Source organism: Streptomyces harbinensis (assembly GCF_900116145.1).
GTDB lineage: Bacteria > Actinomycetota > Actinomycetes > Streptomycetales > Streptomycetaceae > Streptomyces > Streptomyces carpaticus.
Window position 1 is genome coordinate 37,306 of record NZ_FPAB01000014.1, and the last position, 21,294, is coordinate 58,599.

Annotated in this window: 19 protein-coding genes; 16 read left to right on the forward strand and 3 right to left on the reverse strand. The window is 71.5% G+C overall.

Annotated features, from left to right (window positions below):
* Positions 1–53: 53 nt before the first annotated feature.
* The 13 genes from BM385_RS25175 to nuoN are packed head-to-tail and all read left to right on the forward strand — an operon-like array spanning position 54 to position 15,774.
* On the forward strand, positions 54–608 hold the full coding sequence (locus BM385_RS25175; RefSeq protein WP_019435759.1) for a NuoB/complex I 20 kDa subunit family protein: 555 nt from the start codon (positions 54–56) through the stop codon (positions 606–608).
* Positions 605–1,318 carry an NADH-quinone oxidoreductase subunit C gene (locus BM385_RS25180; RefSeq protein ID WP_019435760.1) on the forward strand — a complete coding sequence of 238 codons (714 nt, stop codon included), beginning with the start codon at positions 605–607 and terminating at the stop codon, positions 1,316–1,318. Before BM385_RS25175 ends, BM385_RS25180 begins: the two co-directional genes overlap by 4 nt.
* A complete protein-coding gene (locus BM385_RS25185; RefSeq protein WP_019435761.1) occupies positions 1,318–2,676 on the forward strand; it encodes an NADH-quinone oxidoreductase subunit D in 1,359 nt (452 codons plus the stop codon). The genes BM385_RS25180 and BM385_RS25185 overlap by 1 nt, the downstream gene beginning before the upstream one ends.
* Positions 2,673–3,503 carry an NADH-quinone oxidoreductase subunit NuoE gene (gene nuoE / locus BM385_RS25190; protein WP_093844460.1) on the forward strand — a complete coding sequence of 277 codons (831 nt, stop codon included), beginning with the start codon at positions 2,673–2,675 and terminating at the stop codon, positions 3,501–3,503. Before BM385_RS25185 ends, nuoE begins: the two co-directional genes overlap by 4 nt.
* The gene (gene nuoF, locus BM385_RS25195) at positions 3,503–4,867 is read left to right on the forward strand and encodes an NADH-quinone oxidoreductase subunit NuoF (protein ID WP_019435763.1); all 1,365 of its coding nucleotides are present in this window, start codon (positions 3,503–3,505) and stop codon (positions 4,865–4,867) included. The genes nuoE and nuoF overlap by 1 nt, the downstream gene beginning before the upstream one ends.
* Positions 4,864–7,395 carry an NADH-quinone oxidoreductase subunit G gene (locus tag BM385_RS25200; protein WP_093844461.1) on the forward strand — a complete coding sequence of 844 codons (2,532 nt, stop codon included), beginning with the start codon at positions 4,864–4,866 and terminating at the stop codon, positions 7,393–7,395. The genes nuoF and BM385_RS25200 overlap by 4 nt, the downstream gene beginning before the upstream one ends.
* Complete coding sequence (gene nuoH / locus BM385_RS25205; RefSeq protein ID WP_019435765.1) at positions 7,395–8,789, forward strand: NADH-quinone oxidoreductase subunit NuoH; 1,395 nt, start codon at positions 7,395–7,397, stop codon at positions 8,787–8,789. Before BM385_RS25200 ends, nuoH begins: the two co-directional genes overlap by 1 nt.
* The gene (gene nuoI / locus BM385_RS25210; protein WP_019435766.1) at positions 8,782–9,438 is read left to right on the forward strand and encodes an NADH-quinone oxidoreductase subunit NuoI; all 657 of its coding nucleotides are present in this window, start codon (positions 8,782–8,784) and stop codon (positions 9,436–9,438) included. Before nuoH ends, nuoI begins: the two co-directional genes overlap by 8 nt.
* The gene (locus BM385_RS25215) at positions 9,435–10,346 is read left to right on the forward strand and encodes an NADH-quinone oxidoreductase subunit J (RefSeq protein ID WP_019435767.1); all 912 of its coding nucleotides are present in this window, start codon (positions 9,435–9,437) and stop codon (positions 10,344–10,346) included. The genes nuoI and BM385_RS25215 overlap by 4 nt, the downstream gene beginning before the upstream one ends.
* Positions 10,343–10,642, forward strand: coding sequence for an NADH-quinone oxidoreductase subunit NuoK (nuoK, locus tag BM385_RS25220; protein WP_019435768.1), 300 nt, complete (start codon positions 10,343–10,345; stop codon positions 10,640–10,642). The genes BM385_RS25215 and nuoK overlap by 4 nt, the downstream gene beginning before the upstream one ends.
* Positions 10,643–10,654: 12 nt before the next feature.
* Positions 10,655–12,550 (forward strand): NADH-quinone oxidoreductase subunit L, encoded by a 1,896-nt coding sequence (gene nuoL / locus BM385_RS25225; RefSeq protein WP_026047780.1) that lies wholly within the window; start codon positions 10,655–10,657, stop codon positions 12,548–12,550.
* A gap of 1 nt (position 12,551) precedes the next feature.
* Complete coding sequence (locus BM385_RS25230; RefSeq protein ID WP_019435770.1) at positions 12,552–14,177, forward strand: NADH-quinone oxidoreductase subunit M; 1,626 nt, start codon at positions 12,552–12,554, stop codon at positions 14,175–14,177.
* A complete protein-coding gene (gene nuoN / locus BM385_RS25235) occupies positions 14,170–15,774 on the forward strand; it encodes an NADH-quinone oxidoreductase subunit NuoN (RefSeq protein WP_093844462.1) in 1,605 nt (534 codons plus the stop codon). Before BM385_RS25230 ends, nuoN begins: the two co-directional genes overlap by 8 nt.
* Before the next feature lie 100 nt (positions 15,775–15,874).
* Here nuoN and BM385_RS25240 read toward each other — a convergent pair whose 3' ends face one another.
* Both BM385_RS25240 and fahA read right to left on the reverse strand, forming a co-directional pair.
* Positions 15,875–16,426: a hypothetical protein gene (locus BM385_RS25240; RefSeq protein ID WP_019435772.1), complete on the reverse strand. Its 552-nt coding sequence runs from the start codon at positions 16,424–16,426 to the stop codon at positions 15,875–15,877.
* A gap of 135 nt (positions 16,427–16,561) precedes the next feature.
* Positions 16,562–17,812, reverse strand: coding sequence for a fumarylacetoacetase (gene fahA, locus BM385_RS25245; RefSeq protein ID WP_093844463.1), 1,251 nt, complete (start codon positions 17,810–17,812; stop codon positions 16,562–16,564).
* Between the two features lie 157 nt (positions 17,813–17,969).
* Between fahA and BM385_RS25250 the strand changes: the two genes are divergently transcribed.
* Both BM385_RS25250 and BM385_RS25255 read left to right on the forward strand, forming a co-directional pair.
* Positions 17,970–18,980, forward strand: a complete 1,011-nt coding sequence (locus BM385_RS25250; RefSeq protein ID WP_019435775.1) for a polyprenyl synthetase family protein — start codon at positions 17,970–17,972, stop codon at positions 18,978–18,980.
* Positions 18,981–19,239: 259 nt separating this feature from the next.
* Positions 19,240–20,124, forward strand: coding sequence for a LolA family protein (locus BM385_RS25255; RefSeq protein ID WP_139275232.1), 885 nt, complete (start codon positions 19,240–19,242; stop codon positions 20,122–20,124).
* Between the two features lie 52 nt (positions 20,125–20,176).
* On the opposite strand, the gene BM385_RS25260 is transcribed toward BM385_RS25255, so the two are convergent.
* Positions 20,177–20,647 carry a VOC family protein gene (locus BM385_RS25260; RefSeq protein ID WP_019435777.1) on the reverse strand — a complete coding sequence of 157 codons (471 nt, stop codon included), beginning with the start codon at positions 20,645–20,647 and terminating at the stop codon, positions 20,177–20,179.
* 21 nt (positions 20,648–20,668) lie between these two features.
* On the opposite strand from BM385_RS25260, the gene BM385_RS25265 reads away from it, so the two are divergent.
* On the forward strand, positions 20,669–21,280 hold the full coding sequence (locus BM385_RS25265) for a CGNR zinc finger domain-containing protein (protein ID WP_026047781.1): 612 nt from the start codon (positions 20,669–20,671) through the stop codon (positions 21,278–21,280).
* The last annotated feature ends 14 nt before the right edge of the window (positions 21,281–21,294 follow it).

Here is a 21,294-nt window from a genome sequence, read left to right on the forward strand (position 1 = left end):
CGGCGGAAGCTGCCGCGCGCCTGATACATGACAAACCCAGGAAGGGCGTTCCGATGGGTATCGAAGACAAAATTCCCAGTGGATTCCTGCTGAGCACCGTCGAGCAGCTGGCCGGGCTGTCGCGGAAGTCGTCGGTTTTCCCGGCCACCTTCGGCCTGGCCTGCTGTGCGATCGAGATGATGACGACCGGGGCCGGGCGCTACGACCTGGCCCGTTTCGGTATGGAGGTCTTCCGCGGCTCCCCGCGGCAGGCGGACCTGATGATCGTGGCCGGGCGGGTCAGCCAGAAGATGGCGCCCGTGCTGCGGCAGGTCTACGACCAGATGCCCAACCCCAAGTGGGTCATCTCCATGGGGGTGTGCGCCTCCTCGGGCGGGATGTTCAACAACTACGCGATCGTGCAGGGCGTGGACCACGTGGTGCCGGTCGACATCTACCTCCCCGGCTGCCCGCCCCGGCCCGAGATGCTGATGGACGCGATTCTCAAACTGCACCAGAAGATCCGCGAGGAGAAGCTCGGCGTCAACCGCGAGCAGGCCGCCCGGGAGGCGGAGGAGGCCGCGCTGAAGGCCCTCCCCACCATCGAGATGAAGGGGCTGCTGCGGTGAGTGACGACAGCGAGCGGGCCGGCGGAGTCCCGGCACCCCGCGGGAACACCGGGGAGACCATCGCCCGGCGCCGCGGCATGTTCGGCGCCAACAACGGCGGCGACACCTCCGGATACAGCGGACTGCGGCGCACCGTCCGGATGCCCGGCGCCTCCTCCCGGCCCTACGGCGGCTACTTCGACGAGGTCGCCGACGAACTGGAGGGCGCCCTGGAGGAACAGGGCGTCGACCCGGAGACCGCCATCGAGAAGACCGTCGTGGACCGCGACGAGCTGACCTTCCACATCGCGCGCGCGTACCTGCCCCAGGTGGCCCGCACCCTGCGCGACGATCCCGCGCTGCGGTTCGAGCTGTGCACCGGGGTGAGCGGGGTGCACAATCCCGCCGACACCGGCCGGGAACTGCACGCCGTCTACCACCTGCGCTCGATCACCCACAGCCGGCTGATCCGGCTGGAGGTCTCCGTCCCCGACGCCGACCCGCACATCCCGTCCGTCGTGGACATCTATCCGACCAACGACTGGCACGAGCGCGAGACGTTCGACTTCTTCGGGATCGTCTTCGACGGCCACCCCGCGCTCACCCGGATCATGATGCCCGACGACTGGCAGGGCTTCCCGCAGCGCAAGGACTACCCGCTCGGCGGCATCCCCGTCGAGTACAAGGGCGCCCAGATTCCGGCTCCCGACCAGCGGAGGTCGTACAGCTGATGTCCACATCCCACACCACACGGACCACGCCCCGGGCGACGGCGTCGGCCGGGGCCCGGGAAACCACCGAGGGGACCGTCTACACCGTCAGCGGCGGCGACTGGGACGAGGTCGCCGAGGCGGTGACCCGCCGCTCCGACGACGAGCGGATCATCGTCAACATGGGTCCGCAGCACCCGTCCACCCACGGGGTGCTGCGGCTGATCCTGGAGATCGACGGCGAGACCGTCACCGAGGCCCGGGCCGGCATCGGCTACCTGCACACCGGGATCGAGAAGAACCTCGAATACCGCACCTGGACGCAGGGCACCACCTTCGTCACGCGGATGGACTACCTCACCCCGTTCTACAACGAGGCCGCCTACTGCCTCGGGGTCGAGAAGCTGCTCGGCATCACCGACGACATCCCGGACCGCGCCACCGTCATCCGGGTGCTCCTCATGGAGCTGAACCGGCTCTCCTCCCACCTGGTGGCCATCGCCACCGGCGGTATGGAGCTGGGCGCCACCACCGTCATGATCTACGGCTTCCGGGACCGCGAGCACTGCCTGGACATCTTCGAGCTGATCACCGGCCTGCGGATGAACAGCGCCTACATCCGCCCCGGCGGCCTCGCCCAGGACCTGCCGCCCGGCGCCATCGAGCAGCTGCGCGACTTCATCCGCAAGATGAAGAAGAACCTGCCCGAGTACGACAAGCTCTGCTCCGGCAACCCGGTGTTCAAGGCCCGGCTGACCGACGTCGGCTACCTCGACCTCGCCGGCTGCCTCGCCCTCGGCGCCACCGGCCCCGTGCTGCGCTCCGCCGGACTCCCGCACGACCTGCGCAAGTCCGACCCGTACTGCGGGTACGAGACGTACGACTTCGAGGTGCCGACCACCGACACCTGCGACTCCATGGGCCGCTTCCTGCTGCGCCTGGAGGAGATGCACCAGTCGCTGCGGATCATGGAGCAGTGCATCGACCGGCTGGAGCCGGGACCGGTCATGGTCGGCGACAAGAAGATCGCCTGGCCCGCGCAGCTCGCCCTCGGCCCCGACGGGCTCGGCAACTCGCTCGACCACATCCGGAACATCATGGGCACCTCCATGGAAGCCCTCATCCACCACTTCAAGCTGGTGACCGAGGGCTTCCGGGTCCCGCCCGGCCAGGTGTACACGGCCGTCGAGTCCCCCAAGGGCGAACTCGGCGTCCACATGGTCAGCGACGGCGGCACCCGCCCCTACCGGGTCCACTTCCGCGACCCGTCCTTCACCAACCTCCAGGCGACGGCCGCGATGTGCGAGGGCGGCATGGTCGCCGACGTCATCGTCGCGGTCGCCTCCATCGACCCCGTGATGGGAGGAGTCGACCGATGACGGACGTCCAGCTGGGGATGCCCCAGCTCCCGCCGCCCGCCTACCCGGACGAGGTACGCGAGCGGCTGACCGCGGACGCGCGCGAGATCATCGGCCGCTACCCCGACTCCCGTTCCGCGCTGCTGCCGCTGCTGCACCTCGTGCAGTCGGAGGAGGGGTACGTCACCCGCACCGGCATCGGCTTCTGCGCCGACGTCCTGGAGCTGACCACCGCCGAGGTGACGGCCGTGGCCACCTTCTACTCCATGTACCGGCGCAAGCCCTCCGGTGACTACCAGGTCGGGGTGTGCACCAACACCCTGTGCGCGGTGCTCGGCGGCGACGCCATCTTCGCCGCCCTCCAGGAACATCTGGAGCTGGGCAACGGCGAGACCACCGAGGACGGCAAGGTCACCCTCGAACACATCGAGTGCAACGCGGCCTGCGACTTCGCCCCCGTGGTGATGATCAACTGGGAGTTCTTCGACAACCAGACGATCGAGTCCGCCAAGCGCCTCGTCGACGACCTGCGGGCCGGCCGCAAGGTCGTCCCCACCCGCGGCGCGCCGCTGTGCGACTTCAAGCAGACCGCCCGCACCCTGGCCGGCTTCCCCGACGAGCGGCCCGGCGCCACCGCCGCCGGCGGCAGCGCGGGCCCCGCCTCGCTGGCCGGACTGCGGCTCGCCAAGGGCGAGTCGAGCCCCGGCCGGGTGGTCACCCAGCGCGGCGCCGACCGGCCGTCCGGCGAGCAGCCGGCCGAGCACCCGAGTTCGCACGACGCGCCCCAGCAGACATCGGCCTCCGACCCGCACCACCCCGCCGGGCCGGCCGCCGAGGAGGGGGAGTGATGATCGTGAGCACCGACGACACCGCACGCGGCGGCCCGGAGAAGCTGCTCTCCCCGGTGCTGTCCGCCTTCTGGGACCAGCCCGAATCCTGGACGCTGGACACCTACCGGGCCCACGGCGGGTACCGCGGCCTGCGCAAGGCGCTGGACATGGAGCCCGACGACGTCATCGCCTACGTCAAGGACTCCGGACTCCGGGGAAGGGGCGGCGCCGGCTTCCCCACCGGCATGAAGTGGCAGTTCATCCCGCAGGGCGACGGCAAGCCGCACTACCTCGTCGTCAACGCCGACGAGTCCGAGCCGGGCACCTGCAAGGACATCCCGCTGCTCTACGCCAACCCGCACTCCCTCATCGAGGGCATCGTGATCGCCTGCCACGCGATCCGCTCCGCGCACGCCTTCATCTATCTGCGCGGCGAAGTGGTGCCCGTGCTGCGGCGGCTGCACGCCGCGGTCGCCGAGGCGTACGCCGCCGGGTTCCTCGGCAAGGACGCCCTCGGCCCCGGCAAGGACCTCCAGGTCACCGTGCACGCCGGGGCCGGCGCGTACATCTGCGGCGAGGAGACCGCGCTGCTCGACTCGCTGGAGGGACGGCGCGGACAGCCCAGGCTGCGCCCGCCGTTCCCCGCGATCGCCGGTCTGTACGCCAGCCCCACCGTGGTCAACAACGTGGAGTCCATCGCCTCGGTCCCCGCGATCATCGACCGCGGCAAGGACTGGTTCAAGTCCATGGGCAGCGAGAAGTCCCCCGGCTTCACGCTCTACTCGCTCTCCGGCCACGTGGCGCGCCCCGGCCAGTACGAGGCGCCGCTGGGCATCACTCTGCGGGAGCTGCTGGAGCTGAGCGGCGGGATGCGCCCCGGCCACCGGCTGAAGTTCTGGACCCCCGGCGGCTCCTCCACGCCGATGTTCACCGACGAGCACCTCGACGTCCCCCTCGACTACGAGGGCGTCGGCGCCGCCGGATCGATGCTCGGCACCAAGGCGCTCCAGTGCTTCGACGAGACGACCTGCGTGGTGCGGGCCGTCACCCGCTGGACCGAGTTCTACGCGCACGAGTCCTGCGGCAAGTGCACCCCGTGCCGCGAGGGCACGTACTGGCTGGTGCAGTTGCTGCGCGACATCGAGGCGGGCAAGGGCCGGCCGGACGATCTCGACAAGCTCGCGGACATCGCCGACAACATCAACGGCAAGTCCTTCTGCGCCCTCGGGGACGGAGCGGCCTCGCCGATCTTCTCCTCCCTCAAGTACTTCCGCGCGGAGTACGAACAGCACATCACCGGGCGCGGCTGCCCCTTCGATCCCGCCAAGTCCACCGTCTGGGCGGACGACGACTCGAACGCATCAGTGGAGGTGAAGGCATGACGGTCACCACCGACGCCAAGAACGGTGGTGGGCAGGCCGCCCGGCCGGCGCAGGAGGACCTGGTCTCCCTCACGATCGACGGCATCGCGCTCTCCGTGCCCAAGGGCACCCTGGTGATCCGCGCCGCCGAGCAGCTGGGCATCGAGATCCCCCGGTTCTGCGACCACCCGGCGCTCGACCCGGCCGGCGCCTGCCGGCAGTGCATCGTCGAGGTCGAGGGCCAGCGCAAGCCGATGGCCTCCTGCACCATCACCTGCACCGAGGGCATGGTCGTCAAGACCCAGCTCTCCTCGCCCGTCGCCGAGAAGGCGCAGCGCGGCGTGATGGAGCTGCTGCTCATCAACCACCCGCTGGACTGCCCCGTCTGCGACAAGGGCGGCGAATGCCCCCTCCAGAACCAGGCGATGACCACCGGATCGGCCGAGAGCCGGTTCGAGGGCCACAAGCGGACGTTCGAGAAGCCGGTGCCGATCTCCACCCAGGTGCTGCTCGACCGGGAACGGTGTGTGCTGTGCGCCCGCTGCACCCGCTTCTCCAACCAGATCGCCGGTGACCCCATCATCGAGATGGTGGACCGGGGCGCCCTCCAGCAGGTCGGCATCGGCGAGGGGGACCCGTTCGAGTCCTACTTCTCCGGCAACACCATCCAGATCTGCCCGGTCGGCGCGCTCACCTCGGCCGCCTACCGCTTCCGCTCCCGCCCCTTCGACCTGGTCTCCTCGCCCGGCGTGTGCGAGCACTGCGCCGGCGGCTGCGGCATCCGCACCGACCACCGGCGCGGCAAGGTCATGCGGCGGCTCGCCGAGGAGAACCCCGAGGTCAACGAGGAGTGGATCTGCGACAAGGGCCGGTTCGCGTTCCGGTACGCCCAGCAGCGTGACCGGCTGACGACGCCGCTGGTCCGGGACGCCGACAGCGGGGAACTCGTCCCGGCGAGCTGGCCCGAGGCGCTGGAGGCCGCCGCCCGGGGGCTGGCCGCCGGCCGGGACCGGGGCGCCGCCGTGCTCACCGGTGGCCGCGGCACCGTCGAGGACGCCTACGCGTACGCCAAGTTCGCCCGGGTCGCGCTGCACACCCACGACATCGACTTCCGGGCCCGGGTGCACAGCCAGGAGGAAGCCGCGTTCCTCGCCTCCCAGGTCGCCGGGCACGGCATCGACCTGGACGGCACCCAGGGGCTGACGTTCCGCGCGCTGGAGGCCGCGCCCGCCGTGCTGCTGGTGGGCTTCGAGTCGGAGGAAGAGGCGCCCAGCGTCTTCCTGCGACTGCGCAAGGCGCACCGCAAGCGCGGGATGCGGGTCTTCTCGCTCGCCTCGCACATCACCCCGGGCCTGGCGAAGGCCGGCGGCACCCTGCTGCCGGCCGCGCCCGGCACCGAGACGGGCTGGCTGGAGGCGCTGGCGAGCGGCAGCGGGCTCGGCCCGGACGGCAGCGCGGCGCGCGAGGCCATCGCGGCCGACGGCGCGCTGATCGTGGTCGGCGAGCGGCTGGCCGCCGTCCCCGGCGGGTACACCGCCGCCGTGGCGCTGGCCGGATCCAGCGGCGCCCGGCTGGTGTGGATCCCGCGCCGCGCCGGCGAGCGCGGCGCCATCGAGGTGGGCGCGCTGCCCGGGCTGCTGCCCGGCGGCCGGCCGGCCGAGGACCCGCGGGCGCGCCGGGAGATCGCCGCCGCCTGGGGGGTGGCCGCGCTGCCCGAGCGCGCGGGCCGCGACACCGGGCAGATCATCGAGGCCGCCGCGGCCGGCGACATCGGCGCGCTGGTGGTCGGCGGGGTCGAGGTCGCGGACCTGCCCGACCCGGCGCTGGCCAGGAAGGCCCTGGACACGGTCGCCGGGAGCGGCTTCCTGGTGTCGCTGGAACTGCGGCCCTCCGAGGTCACCGCGCGCGCCCATGTGGTGCTGCCGGTGGCGGCCGTGGTGGAGAAGGGCGGCACCTTCCTCAACTGGGAGGGCCGGGCGCGTCCGTTCGAGGCCGCCGTGAAGCCCGACCAGATGACGCGGCGCCTGGTGCAGACCGACGCCCGCGCGCTGAACATGCTGGCGGACGCCATGGACGTCCACCTCGGGCTGCCCGATCTGCCCACCATCCGGGCCGAGATCGACGGCCTGGAGCCGTGGACCGGCGATCTGCCGCTGGGCCCGACCGCCACCCCGGTGGAACTGCCGAGCCCCGAGCCGGGCGAGGCGGTGCTGGCCGGGCACCGGATGCTGCTCGACCAGGGCCTGTTGCAGCAGGGGGACGAGGCGCTGGCCGGCACCCGGCACGCCACCGTCGCCCGGCTGTCGCCCGCCACCGCCGAGGAGGCCGGGGTCGCCGACGGCGAGCCGCTGGCCGTCACCGGGCCCACCGGTTCGGTGGTGCTGCCGCTGACCGTGACCGAGGAGATGCCCGACCGGGTGGTGTGGCTGCCGCTCAACTCCCGCGGCGGCGGCGTCCCCTCCGACCTGGGCGCCGTCCCCGGCGCCGTGGTCACCATCGGCGCGGCCCCGGCGGACGCCCCGAGCCAGTCCCAGGAGGTGAACGCCTGATGCGCGCGTCGATGCTGCCGCTCGCCCAGGAGGCGGATCTGTCGGTGTTCGGCGGTGACCCCTTCTGGCTGATCCTGCTGAAGGCGGTCTTCTGCTTCGCGTTCCTGATGCTGACGGTGCTGATCTGCATCGTCGGGGAGCGCAAGGTCCTCGGCTGGATGCAGCTGCGGATCGGCCCCAACCGGCACGGGCCCTGGGGCATGCTCCAGTCGCTGGCCGACGGCATCAAGCTGATGTTCAAGGAGGACATCGTCGTCAAGGGCTCGGACAAGGTGCTCTACATCCTTGCCCCCGCCCTGGCGACCATCCCGGCCTTCATGGCGGTCGCGGTCATCCCGTTCGGTCCCGCCGACAACCCGGTGAGCATCTTCGGCACCCGCACCGCCATGCAGCTCACCGATCTGCCGGTGGCGCTGCTGTACGTGCTGGCCACCGGCGCCATCGCGGTGTACGGCACGGTGCTGGCCGGCTGGTCGTCCAACTCGACCTACCCGCTGCTCGGCGGGGTGCGGGCCACGGCGCAGATCATCTCGTACGAGGTGGCCATGGGCCTGAGCTTCGCCGCCGTCTTCCTCTACTCCGGTTCGATGTCCACCTCGGCCATCGTGGAGGCGCAGAGCGACCGCTGGTTCATGGTGCTGCTGCCGGTGTCGTTCCTCATCTACATGATCGCGATGATCGGTGAGGCGCACCGGCCGCCGTTCGACATGCCGGAGTCCGAGGGCGACCTGGTCGGCGGCTACCTCACCGAGTACTCGTCCATCAAGTTCGCGTTCTTCATGATGTCCGAGTACATCCACATGGTCACCGTCTCCATGCTGATGGTCACCGTGTTCCTGGGCGGCTGGCGGGCCCCGGCGCCGCTCAGCTTCTGGGACGGCGCCAACACCGGCTGGTGGCCGCTGTTGTGGTTCACCCTCAAGATGCTGGCGGTCATCTTCTTCTTCATCTGGGTCCGGGCCTCGCTGCCCCGGGTCCGCTACGACCAGTTCATGGTCGCCGGCTGGAAGGTGCTGATCCCGGCCGCCCTGGTGTGGCTGATGCTGGTCGCCACCGTCCGCGCCATGCAGAACGAGGGCTACGGCTTCCGCGACATCGTGCTGTGGGTCGTCGGCGGCGTGATCGCCCTGCTGCTCATCTCCTTCGTCGTGGACATCTTCCGCGACCGCGCCGACGAACGGCGCGAGGCGGAGGAAGCGGCCCGCGCCGAGGAGCCGTTCGACCCGATGGCGGGCGGGTTCCCCGTACCGCCGCTGCCGGGGCAGACGCTGCCGCCGGTGCCGCGCCGGCCCTCGCGCGGGCCCACGGCCAAGGTCGGGGCCGCCGAGGCCACCGACACCGCCGATCGCGCTGAATCCGAGGCAACCCGAGGAAAGGAGGGCGACCGTGCCTGAGTTCCGGAATCCCGTGGGCGGCTTCGGCGTGACCTTCAAGGCCATGTTCAAGAAGCCCCTCACCGAGCAGTACCCGGAGGAGAAGAAGCCCACCGCGCCGCGCTTCCACGGCCGGCACCAGCTCAACCGTCACCCCGACGGGCTGGAGAAGTGCATCGGCTGCGAGCTGTGCGCCTGGGCCTGTCCGGCCGACGCCATCTACGTGGAGGGCGCCGACAACACCGAGGAGGAGCGCTACTCCCCGGGTGAGCGGTACGGCCGCGTCTACCAGATCAACTACCTGCGCTGCATCCTGTGCGGCCTGTGCGTCGAGGCGTGCCCCACCCGGGCGCTCACCATGACGAACGAGTACGAGCTGGCCGACCGCACCCGCGCCTCCCTGATCTACACCAAGGAGGAACTGCTGGCCGGGCTCCAGGACGGCATGGTCGACTCGCCGCACGCCATGTACCCCGGCGCCGACGAGCAGACCTACTACCGGGGCGAGGTGAAGGCCGCCGCACCCGGGACCGTACGGCAGCCGGCCCGCTCCAAGGGCGAGCCGGGCGCGGAGGACGCCCCCGTCGACGCCCTCTCCGAAGCGGGCAGGCTGCCCGACCCGGCCGCCGACGCCCCCGGCGCCGGCGGCGGTTCGGGGGTGCCGGCATGAACGCGCTGACCACCCTGGGCACCCTGGCCGCCGAGACCTCCACCTCCACCGGGGAGTCCGTCCAGTTCTGGATCCTCGCCCCGATCGCGGTGGCCGGGGGCCTGGGCACGGTGCTGATGCGGCGCGCGGTGTACTCCGCGCTCTGCCTGGCCGGCACCATGATCATCCTGGCGCTGTTCTACCTCGCCAACGGCGCCTACTTCCTCGGCGTGGTGCAGATCGTCGTCTACACCGGCGCCGTGATGATGCTGTTCCTGTTCGTCCTGATGCTGGTCGGGGTGAGCGCCGCCGACTCGCTCAAGGAGACACTCAAGGGGCAGCGCTGGCTGGCCGCCCTGCTCGGCCTGGGCCTGGGCACCCTGCTGATCGCCGGCATCGGGCAGGCGGCGGGCGGCTCCTTCACCGGGCTCGGCCAGGCGAACGCCGGCGGCAACGTCCAAGGGCTGGCCTCGCTGCTCTTCACCCGCTACGTGGTGGCCTTCGAGGTGACCGGCATCCTGCTGACCATCGCCGCCGTGGGCGCCACCATGCTCACCCACCGCGAGCGCATCGAACGCATCAAGTCGCAGCGCGAGCAGTCGGTGGACCGCATCAAGAACGCCACGCACATCCCGCCGCTGCCCGCCCCCGGCGTGTACGCGCGGCACAACGGCGTGGACATCCCCGGCCTGCTGCCCGACGGCACCCCGTCGGAGCTGAGCGTCAACGCCACCCTGCGCGGCCGGGGCCAGATCCGCGAGGTGCACCGCGAGGCGCTGCGCGATCTCACCGCCCTGGAACAGCGCACCGCCACCTACCACGGGCAGCGGCGGCAACAGGGCATCGACGGCGGCACGGACGGCGCGTCCGTCGGCGCCGGCAACGGGACCGAGGATGAGCGCGGCGACGCCGGGGAGGAGAGCCGGTGAGCCCGGACAACTATCTGTATCTGGCGGCGCTGCTGTTCACCCTCGGCGCCTGCGGGGTGCTGCTGCGGCGGAACGCCATCGTCGTGTTCATGTGCATCGAGCTGATGCTGAACGCCGCCAACCTCGCGCTGGTCGCGTTCTCCCGGATGCACGGCAACCTCGACGGCCAGATCCTGGCGTTCTTCGTCATGGTCGTCGCCGCCGCCGAGGTCGTGGTCGGGCTGGCGATCATCGTGATGCTCTACCGCTCCCGCCACTCGGCCTCGGTCGACGACGCCTCACTGATGAAGCTGTAAGGGGTAATACCAGTGGAGTCATTGATCGGACTGCTCGTCGCGGCACCGCTGCTCGGCGCGCTGGTGCTGCTCACCGGCGGGCGGCGGCTGGACCGCGCGGGCCACTGGCTCGGCACCGCGCTGGCCGCCACGTCCTTCGTCCTCGCGGTGGTGCTCTTCTTCGACCTGCTGGGTCGCGCGGACGGTGACCGCACCCTGCACCAGCACCTGTTCAGCTGGGTGCCGGTGGCGGGCTTCCAGGCGGACATCGCCTTCCAGCTCGACCAGCTGTCGATGACGTTCGTCCTGCTCATCACGGGTGTCGGCTCGCTCATCCACCTGTACTCGGTGGGCTACATGGAGCACGACCCGCGCCGGCGGCGGTTCTTCGGCTATCTCAACCTGTTCCTCGCCGCCATGCTGCTGCTGGTCCTGGCCGACAACTACCTGCTGCTGTACGCCGGCTGGGAGGGCGTGGGCCTCGCCTCGTACCTGCTCATCGGCTTCTGGCAGGACCGGCCGCGCGCGGCCACCGCGGCGAAGAAGGCGTTCATCGTCAACCGGGTCGGCGACATCGGCCTGTCGATCGCCATCATGCTGATGTTCACCACGTTCGGCACCTTCGCCTTCGGCCCGGTGCTCTCCAGCGCCGCCGAGACCGGCGAGGGCACCCTCACCGCCATCGGCCTGATGCTGCTGCTGGCAGCCTGCGGCAAGTCCGCCCAGGTGCCGCTCCAGTCCTGGCTCGGCGACGCCATGGAGGGCCCGACCCCGGTCTCGGCCCTGATCCACGCCGCCACCATGGTCACCGCCGGCGTCTACCTGGTGGTCCGCTCCGGCGCCATCTTCAACGCCGCGCCGGACGCCCAGACCGTCGTCATCGTCGTCGGGGCCGTCACCCTGGTGTTCGGGGCGATCGTCGGGTGCGCCAAGGACGACATCAAGAAGGCGCTGGCCGGCTCGACCATGTCGCAGATCGGCTACATGATGCTGGCCGCCGGGCTCGGCCCGATCGGCTACGCCTTCGCGATCATGCACCTGGTGACGCACGGCTTCTTCAAGGCCGGGCTGTTCCTGGGCGCCGGGTCCGTCATGCACGGCATGAACGACGAGGTCGACATGCGCAAGTACGGCGGCCTGCGGAAGTACATGCCGGTCACCTTCATCACCTTCGGGCTCGCCTATCTGGCGATCATCGGCTTCCCGTATCTGTCCGGGTTCTTCTCCAAGGACGAGATCATCTACGCCGGGTTCGCCAAGGGCGGCACCCAGGGCTGGATCCTGGGCTCGGTGATGCTGCTCGGCGCGGCGCTCACCGCGTACTACATGACGCGCATCATGCTGCTGACCTTCTTCGGCGAGAAGCGCTGGCAGCCGGACGCGCACGGGCACGAGCCGCACCCGCACGAGTCGCCCGCCACCATGACGATCCCGATGATCGTGCTGGCGATCGGTTCGGTCGGCGCGGGCTTCGCGTTCAACCTGAACGAGTCCTTCGCGCACTGGCTGGAGCCGGTCACCGGGCTCGCCCACGGCGACTCCCCGGTCGGGCACGGCACGGTGTCGCTGGCCGCGACCGCCGTGATGGTGATCGGGGTCGGCGCCGCGTACCTCCAGTACGGGCGGCGCCCGGCGCCGGTGGTCGCACCGGCCGGCAGCTTCGTCACCCGGGCGGCGCGCCGCGACCTGCTCCAGGACGACTTCAACCACGCCGCGTTCGTCACCCCCGGCACCTATCTCACCCGGGGTCTGGTGTACGTCGACCACAAGCTGGTGGACGGCGTGGTCAACGGACTGGCCGCCGCGTTCGGCGGTCTGTCCGGGCGGCTGCGGCGGGTGCAGAACGGCTATGCCCGCAGTTACGCGGTCTCGATGTTCGGCGGTGCGGCGGTCCTGATCGCCGTGACCCTGCTGATGAGGGCGGTCTGAGATGTCATTTCCCCTGCTGACGGCCACGGCCCTGGCCCCCGCGATCGGCGCGGTGGCCACGGCCGCGGTGCCCGCGGCGCGGCGCACGGCCGCCAAATGGACGGCGCTGGGTTTCTCGGTGGTCACGGTGGTGTTCGCGGCGGCGGTGCTGCTGCGCTTCGACACCGGGCCCGGTGCCGACCGGTATCAGCTGACCGAATCCCTCACCTGGATCAGGGACTTCGGGGTCACCTACGAGCTGGGCGTGGACGGCATCGGTGTCGCCATGATCGGGCTCACCGCGATCCTCATCCCGTTCCTCATCGGGGCCGGCTGGAACGACGCGGACCCGAAGGAGGGCGAGACCCCGCAGGGCAGGCGGTGGCGGCCCACCCAGGGGTTCTTCGCGCTGATCCTGCTGGTCGAGGCGATGGTCATCATGTCCTTCGCCGCCACCGACATCTTCCTCTTCTACATCTTCTTCGAAGCCATGCTCATCCCGATGTACTTCCTCATCGGCGGCTTCGGGGACCGGGCCGGCAGCGGCGACGAGGCGGGGCAGGCGCGGCAGCGCAGCTACGCCGCCGTCAAGTTCCTGCTGTACAACCTGGCCGGCGGTCTGGTGATGCTGGCGGCGGTGATCGGCCTGTGGGTCGCCACCAACGACCAGCTGGGCAGCGGCACCTTCTCGCTGGCGGCGATCGCCGACGCGAAGGCGGCCGGTGAGCTGACCTTCGGCACCGGCACGGAACGCTGGCTGTTCCTCGGCTTCTTCTTCGCTTTCGCCATCAAGGCGCCGCTGTGGCCGCTGCACACCTGGCTGCCGAACGCCATGGGCGAGTCGACCGCGCCGGTGGCCGTCCTCATCACCGCCGTGGTGGACAAGGTCGGCACCTTCGCGATGCTCCGGTTCTGCCTCGGCCTCTTCCCGGAGGCGAGCAACTGGGCCACCCCGGCGGTGATCGTGCTGTCGCTGGTGAGCATCGTGTACGGGGCGCTGCTGGCGCTCGGCCAGCGGGACATGAAGCGGCTGATCGCGTACGCGTCGATCTCCCACTTCGGGTTCATCGTGCTGGGCATCTTCGCGATGACCAGCCAGGGCCACTCCGGGGCGACGCTGTACATGGTCAACCACGGGATCGCGACGGCGGCGCTGATGCTGGTGGCCGGCTTCCTGATCTCGCGGCGCGGCTCCCGGCTCATCGCCGACTACGGCGGGGTGCAGAAGACCGCGCCGGTGCTGGCCGGCACCTTCCTGGTCGGCGGGCTCGCCACCCTGTCGCTGCCGGGGCTCGGCCCGTTCGTCAGCGAGTTCCTGGTGCTGGTGGGCACCTTCAGCCGGTACAAGGCGGCCGGGATCATCGCGACCGTGGGCATCGTGCTGGCGGCGCTGTACGTCCTGGTGCTGTACCAGCGGACCATGACAGGACCGGTGAAGCCGGGGCTGGAGAAGCTGCCGGATCTGCGGATGCGGGAACTGGCGGTGGTGGCCCCGCTGATCGCGCTGCTGATCTTCCTCGGCGTGTACCCCAAGCCGGTCACCGACATCGTCAACCCGGCCGTCGAGCACACGCTGTCGGACGTCAACAAGACCGATCCGCAGCCGAATGTGACCGTGACCGAAGCGGAGGGCGCCTCCCATGAATGACCTTCAGGCTCCTTCGATCGAATGGCTGGCCCTGCTGCCGAGCCTGATCGTGTTCGGGGTCGCCGTGATCGGGGTGCTGATCGAGGCGTTCGCGCCCCGGGCGGCCCGGTACGGCACCCAGGTGGTGCTCACCACCCTCGGCTTCGCGGGCGCGTTCGCCGCCGTGGTGGCGCTCGCGGCCGGCGGGCACGCCACCACCGAGGCGCAGATCGCGGGCATGGGATCGCTGGCGGTGGACGGCCCCGCCCTCTTCCTCCAGGGCGTCATCCTGCTGGTCGGGCTGCTGTCGGTGTTCCTCTTCGCGGAGCGCCGCCTGGAGCCGGCCCGGCACGGTACCCGGGTGGACTCCTTCGCGGCGCAGCCGGCGGCGGTGCCGGGCGGCGAGGCCGAGCAGGAGGCGGTGAAGGCCGGGCACACCACCACGGAGATCTTCCCGCTGCTGCTGTTCGCGGTCGGCGGCATGCTGATCTTCCCGGCGGCCAACGACCTGCTGGTGCTGTTCATCGCGCTGGAAGTGCTGTCGCTGCCGCTGTACCTGCTGTGCGCGCTGGCCCGCCGCAAGCGGCTGCTGTCGCAGGAGGCGGCGGTCAAGTACTTCCTGCTGGGCGCGTTCGCCTCGGCGTTCCTGCTGTTCGGGATCGCGCTGCTGTACGGCTACGCCGGGACCGTCACCTACGCCGGGATCGCGGACGTCATCAGCGGGGCGCCGGCGGCCATCGACCCGGGGCTCGCCTCGACGATGGGAAACGACGCGCTGCTGCTGATCGGCGGCGCGCTGGTCGTCATGGGGCTGCTGTTCAAGGTGGGCGCGGTGCCGTTCCACATGTGGACCCCCGATGTGTACCAGGGCGCCCCGACCCCGGTGACCGGCTTCATGGCGGCGGCGACCAAGGTGGCGGCGTTCGGCGCGCTGCTGCGGCTGCTGTACGTGGCGCTGGACGGCACCCGCTGGGACTGGGAGCCGGTGCTGTGGGGCGTGGCCATCGCCTCCATGGTGGCGGGCGCGGTCATCGCGATCACCCAGACCGATGTGAAGCGGCTGCTGGCGTACTCCTCGATCGCGCACGCCGGGTTCATCCTGGCCGGTGTGGTGGCGGTGAGCGAGGACGGGGTGTCCTCGGTGCTGTTCTACCTGGCGGCGTACTCCTTCGTGACGCTGGGCGCGTTCGCGGTGGTCACGCTGGTGCGGGACGCGGGCGGCGAGGCGACGCACCTGTCGAAGTGGGCCGGGCTCGGGCGGCGTTCGCCGCTGCTGGCCGGGGTCTTCGCGCTGTTCCTGCTGGCCTTCGCGGGCATTCCGCTGACCTCCGGCTTCGCCGGGAAGTTCGCGGTGTTCCGGGCGGCGGCGGACGCGGGCGCGATGGGCCTGGTCATCACGGGTGTGGCGGCCTCGGCGGTGGCGGCGTTCTTCTACGTCCGGGTGATCGTGCTGATGTTCTTCAGCGAGCCGAAGGCGGACGGCCCCTCGGTGGTCATCCCGAGCCCGCTGACGATGTCGGTGGTCGGGCTCGCGGCGGCGGTCACGCTGGTGCTGGGCATCGCGCCGCAGTACTTCCTTGACCTGGCCGGTCAGGCCGGGGTGTTCGTGCTGCGGTAGCGCCGGGCGCCCGTCCCCGCGGTCCGGGGTGCGCGCAGGCTGAGGGCCCGGAACCCCGCGGGGTTCCGGGCCCTCAGCCGGTGCTGGGGTGCGTGGACCGTCAGAAGTCGAACTCCATGTCGATCTCGCCCAGGTCACCGAGGTCGCCGAGGTCACCCAGGTCGCCCATGTCGAAGTCCTCCATGCCGGGGACCTGGTGGTAGGTCTCCGTGGTGCCGTTGGACCAGGCCACGTCGAGGGTGGAACCGTCCAGGGTGAGGGTGGCCGCCTCGAAGTCGGCGCCGAGGGCGCAGTCGAGGGCCAGGGCCCCGTCGGTCACCGTGCCGCTGCAGATGTCGGCGTCTACCGCGCTGAGGTTCAGCAGCGCGGTGACCTCACCCTCGGAGACGACGATGGTGTTGGCCTCGGTGGAGGTCAGGTCCGAGGACCACCAGCCGGTCAGGTCCTCCGCGTTGGGGCCACCGGCCGGCGCGTCGTCGCCCGCGGCCTCGTCGTCCGTGGCGTCGTCGCCGCCGGTGGTGGTCTCCTCCTGGGAGCCACTGCCCTTGGCGTCGTTTCCGCTGTCGCTGTCACTGTCGCTGCTGCAACCGGTGAGCACCAGAGCCGCCGCCGCGAGCGCCGCGGGCGCGGCGAGTCGTACTGCCTTGCGCATGAGTTCCCCTCGAACTGTGTGGTGAGGGCACCTTATCCGGACCCACCGACACTCCCCTACGAAAAGGGCATGATCATCCCATCGGTTACGGACCTATTGCGCGGACGCGGCCAGGGCGCAACCTGCCGGACACCCCTACCGGGCGGGCAGCACCCGGCCGCTCACCTCGCCCAGGCCGATCCGGGCGCCGTCCGGCCCCGGCGCCCACGCGGTGAGGGTCACCTCGTCCCCGTCGGCCAGGAAGGCGCGTTCCTCGCCGTCCGGCAGCCGCAGCGGCTCGGCCCCGCTCCAGGTCAGCTCCAGCAGACAGCCCCGCTGGCCCGGCTCGGGGCCCGAGACGGTGCCGGAGGCGAACAGGTCGCCGGTGCGCAGGCTCGCGCCGTTGGCCGTCAGGTGCGCCAGTTGCTGGGCGGCGGTCCAGTACATGGCGGAGAACGGCGGCTCGCTGATGAGCGTGCCGTTCAGGTACACCGACAGCCGCAGATCCAGCCCCTGCGGCTCGGCGTCCGGGCCCGTGTCGTCCAGGTACGGCAGCAGCGGGTGGGTGCGCCGGGGCGGCGCGGTACGGGCGTGCTCCAGGGCGTCCAGCGGCGTGATCCACGGCGACAGCGAGGTGGCGAAGGACTTGCCGAGGAACGGGCCGAGCGGCACGTACTCCCACGCCTGGATGTCCCGCGCCGACCAGTCGTTGAGCAGCGCCACGCCGAACACGTGGTCGCGGAAGGCCGCCATCGGGACCGGGCTGCCCAGCTCGGACGGGGTGCCGACGACGAAGCCGACCTCCGCCTCGATGTCCAGCCGGCGGCTGGGGCCGAAGCCGGGCGCCTCGGCCCCCGGCGGGCGGCGCTGGCCGCTGGGGCGGACGACCGGGGTGCCGGAGACCACCACCGTGCCCGCCCGGCCGTGGTAACCGATCGGCAGATGCTTCCAGTTGGGGGTGAGGGGTTCGCCGTCCGGGCGGAAGATGCGGCCGACGTTGGTCGCGTGGTGCTCGCTCGCGTAGAAGTCCACGTAGTCGGCCACGTCGAAGGGCAGATGGAAGGTGAGCCGGGGGGATTCGGCGGGCGGGTGAAGGGGGAGAAGCAGCGGGGAAACGGTTTCCCGGTGCGCCGGGTTGCCGAGCCAGTCGCGCAGAGCGGCGCGTACGGACTGCCACACGGGCCGTCCGGCGGCGAGCAGCGGGCCCAGGGAGGGGGCCCGGAGCAGCGGGGTGTGGGGCGAGCCCAGGGCGTGGGCCGCGGCGCCGGCGTCCAGGACGTGGTCGCCGTACCGGACGCCGATCCGGCGCCGGGCGGGTTCGCCGGATTCTCCGGGGTCGCCGGGGATGCTGAACACTCCGTAGGGCAAGTTGTCGAGACCGAAGAGTTCCTGGGGAGTGACGGCCATGCGGTGCCTCGCCTTCGAGGTCGTCGGTTACGGGGCGGGGACAGCGTATGCCCGACTGCTTGACGGGTACGCGCCGCTGATGGGGATGTGCCCGTGGTGATCCTTTGGTGACCGGCTACGCTGCCCAGGACATGGCAACGGAGACAGGAGAACGCTCGTGACCGTCGTGGGTCCGTTCGGGGTGAGCGTGCGGGACCGGGCTCTGGAAGTGGACGTCCAGGCCGGTCTGGCGGCTGTCGAGGCGGGTCTGATAGAGGCCACGAAGAGCGATGTCCCCTTCATCACGGAGGCCGCCCAGCACCTGGTGCGGGCCGGTGGCAAACGCTTCCGGCCGCTGCTGGTGATGCTGGCGGCGCGGTTCGGCGATCCGTACGCGCCAGGGGTCGTGCCGGCCGCGGTGGTGGTGGAGCTGACGCATCTGGCGACGCTCTACCACGACGACATCATGGACGAGGCGGAGATGCGGCGCGGGGTGCCCAGCGCGAACGCCCGCTGGGACAACTCGGTGGCGGTGCTGACCGGCGACTTCCTCTTCTCCCGGGCGTCCACGATGGTGGCCGATCTCGGCCCGGCGGCGGTGCGCATCCAGGCCGAGGCGTTCGAGCGCCTGGTGACCGGGCAGTTGCAGGAGACGGCGGGGCCCGGGGCCGGTGAGGACCCGGTGGCCCACTATCTGGACGTGATCGCCGGGAAGACCGGCTCGCTGATCGCGGTGGCCGGGCGGTTCGGCGCGATGATGTCGGGCGCCGAGGAGGCCGTGGTGGATGTCGTCACGCAGTTCGGGGAGCGGATCGGGATCGCCTTCCAGCTCGCGGACGACGTGCTCGACATCGCCAGTGACGGGGGCGAGTCGGGGAAGACGCCGGGGACCGATCTGCGCGAGGGCGTCCCCACGATGCCGGTGCTGCGGCTGCGCGAGATGGCGGCGCGCGGCGGGTCGGCGGCGGACCGGGAGCTGTGCGAGCTGATCGCCGGTGATCTGAGCGACGACGCGCGGCTGGCGGCGGCGCTGGCCGGGCTGCGGGCGCATCCGGCGCTGGAGGCGGCGAAGCAGGACACGCTGCGGTTCGCGGACGACGCGCGCCGCTGCCTCGCCCCGCTGCCGGAGGGGCCGGCGAAGGCGTCCATGGCGGCGCTGTGCGACCTGGTGGCGGACCGTACGCGGTAGCCGTGCGCGGGCGCGCTCCGGCGCGCGGAGACGGGAAGGGGCGGTGCCTGCGCACCGCCCCTTGCGCGTGTCCTGCGCACCCCTGTGGGGAGAACCCTTACGGGTTCCGGGCGTTCCGGGCCGGCGGTCTACTCCGCGGGGAGGAGACGGGAGCCTCCCGGCGAAGGATGTCGAAAGCCCCGCACGCTGGTGCAATGGGTGGTGCTTGGGGCGACGGTGGACCGATCGCCGCCTGCGGACAGATGGGGATGAGGGTGACATGGGACTGAACGCGCGCGTCAGGCGAGCGGGTTTGCCGCTGGCCGTGGTGGCCGGAGCCGCCGTGATCGGGGTGGGGGTGTGGCCGGCGATCGCCAGCGACGGGGCGCCGGACCTGCCGGAGATCACGGCCGAGGAACTGCTGGTGCGGATCGCGGAGTCCGAGACGACACAGCTGTCCGGCACGGTACGGATCCAGGCCGACACGGCGCTGTCGGGGGTGGCGCAGCTGGCCCGTGGCCTGGACGGTCCCGCGGGGCGGCTGGCCGATCTGGCGGGCGGCACCAGTACGTTGCGGATCGCGGTGGACGGCCCGGACCGGCAGCGGCTGGCGCTGGTGGACGGCGATTCGGACCGCTTCGCGCTCATCCACCGCGGCCAGGAGGTGTGGGCGTACGACAGCGACAGCAACGTGGCCTACCGGGCCGAGGTGCCGCTGGACGCGGAGCGCGACGCGCCGGGGGCCGACGAGCTGGGGGCGGCGCCGCATGTGACGCCGCAGGCCGCGGTGGAGCAACTGCTGGAGCAGGCCGGTGAGGTCGCCGAGGTGTCGGTGGACGGCACCGCCCGGGTGGCCGGCCGCAGCGCCTACCAGCTGCTGGTGGAGCCGAAGGAGACGGCGGACGGCCACCTCGCGGTGGAGTCGGCCCGGATCTCGGTGGACGCCGAGACGGGGGTGCCGCTGGCGGTGACCGTGCAGGGCGAGAACGGGCCGCTGGTGGATCTGGCGTTCGCGCAGATCACCTACGGTCAGCCGGCGGGCGGCAGCTTCGACTTCACCCCGCCGCAGGACGCGACGGTGGTGGAGGTCGAGGCCGGCGAGCCGCTGCCGGGGCTGCTGCCCGACGCGATGCCGGACTTCCTCGGCGAACTGCCCGTGCACTGACGGCACGCCGAGGGGCGGACGGCCGGGGGCCGGCATCCGTGGGGGTGCCGGCTCAGGCGGCGCAGAAGACGTTCCCTTCGGGATCGTGCATGATCCACCAGTGACCGGCCGGGCCCTGGTCGACCTCCCGGACGCGGGTGGCGCCCAGGGCCTCCAGGCGTTCGACGAGTTCGCCGAGCCGGCCGCGTTCCCCGTGGACGTCGATGTGCAGCCGGTTCTTGCCGGTGTTGGCTCCTGCCTCGGGCACGTCCTGGAACAGGATGCGGTGCCCCTGACCGATGCCGGTGGCCGGGTCGTACGGCTCGTCGGGGTGGCGCACGGCGGCCAGGCCCGCCCAGGCGCGGCGGCCGTGGTGCTCGGTGAGCGCGTCCTGGCGGATGTGCCCGGCCTCCAGCAGGCGTGCGATGAGGGCGCTGTGGTCCTCGACGGTGTAGCCGAGCGCGCCGGCCCAGAAGTCGGCGAGGCGGTGGGCGTCGGCGGTGTCGACGACGAGTTTCCAGTGCAGCGGTGCGGTCGCGTTCATGTAACTGGTTATATTGGTTACATGACCGGGAAAGCAACTCCGCCAGGCATGCCGCTGCGTTCGGGTTCGGGTCTTGAGTACCGCTTCGACCCCGGAGCGCTGAGCTTCGAACTCCTGGTCACCGGCGGTCCGGACGGGATGGCGCGCTGGGAGGTGCTGCACGCCCCGGAGGACCTGCGCCGCTGGGCCGGACAGTGCCGCCTGGACCCCACCCCGGCGCTGGAGCTGGGCCCGGCGGACGTGCGGGCCGCCCGCACGGTGCGCGACGCGCTGTGGCGCATCGGCCTCGCCCGGGTCGCGGGCCGGGCGCCCGCCCCGGCCGATCTCGCCGCGCTGAACGCGGCGGCGGCCGTCCCGCCGCTGATACCGCGCCTGGCCCCGGACACCACCACCGCCGGCTGGGCGGAACCGGCCACCGGCGCCCACCTGCTGTCCACGGTCGCCCGGGACGCGATCGCGGTGCTGACCGGCCCGCACGCGGACCGGCTCCGGATCTGCGCGGGCGAGAACTGCTCCCTGCTGTACGTGGACACCTCCCGCCCCGGCCGCCGCCGCTGGTGCGCGATGGAGAACTGCGGCAACCGCCACAAGGTCCGCGCCCACCGCGCCCGGCGGACACCGGAGGCCACCTGAACCCTCCGTGCGGG

What these genes read in the sequence shown, in the direction of transcription:
- BM385_RS25175 (WP_019435759.1), top strand. Translation starts at nt 54, where the DNA reads ATGGGTATCGAAGACAAAATTCCCAGTGGATTCCTGCTGAGCACCGTC.
- BM385_RS25185 (WP_019435761.1), top strand. Translation starts at nt 1,318, where the DNA reads ATGTCCACATCCCACACCACACGGACCACGCCCCGGGCGACGGCGTCG.
- nuoE (WP_093844460.1), top strand. Translation starts at nt 2,673, where the DNA reads ATGACGGACGTCCAGCTGGGGATGCCCCAGCTCCCGCCGCCCGCCTAC.
- nuoF (WP_019435763.1), top strand. Translation starts at nt 3,503, where the DNA reads ATGATCGTGAGCACCGACGACACCGCACGCGGCGGCCCGGAGAAGCTG.
- BM385_RS25200 (WP_093844461.1), top strand. Translation starts at nt 4,864, where the DNA reads ATGACGGTCACCACCGACGCCAAGAACGGTGGTGGGCAGGCCGCCCGG.
- nuoH (WP_019435765.1), top strand. Translation starts at nt 7,395, where the DNA reads ATGCGCGCGTCGATGCTGCCGCTCGCCCAGGAGGCGGATCTGTCGGTG.
- BM385_RS25215 (WP_019435767.1), top strand. Translation starts at nt 9,435, where the DNA reads ATGAACGCGCTGACCACCCTGGGCACCCTGGCCGCCGAGACCTCCACC.
- BM385_RS25230 (WP_019435770.1), top strand. Translation starts at nt 12,552, where the DNA reads ATGTCATTTCCCCTGCTGACGGCCACGGCCCTGGCCCCCGCGATCGGC.
- nuoN (WP_093844462.1), top strand. Translation starts at nt 14,170, where the DNA reads ATGAATGACCTTCAGGCTCCTTCGATCGAATGGCTGGCCCTGCTGCCG.
- BM385_RS25240 (WP_019435772.1), bottom strand. Translation starts at nt 16,426, where the DNA reads ATGCGCAAGGCAGTACGACTCGCCGCGCCCGCGGCGCTCGCGGCGGCG.
- fahA (WP_093844463.1), bottom strand. Translation starts at nt 17,812, where the DNA reads ATGGCCGTCACTCCCCAGGAACTCTTCGGTCTCGACAACTTGCCCTAC.
- BM385_RS25255 (WP_139275232.1), top strand. Translation starts at nt 19,240, where the DNA reads ATGGGACTGAACGCGCGCGTCAGGCGAGCGGGTTTGCCGCTGGCCGTG.
- BM385_RS25260 (WP_019435777.1), bottom strand. Translation starts at nt 20,647, where the DNA reads ATGAACGCGACCGCACCGCTGCACTGGAAACTCGTCGTCGACACCGCC.
- BM385_RS25265 (WP_026047781.1), top strand. Translation starts at nt 20,669, where the DNA reads ATGACCGGGAAAGCAACTCCGCCAGGCATGCCGCTGCGTTCGGGTTCG.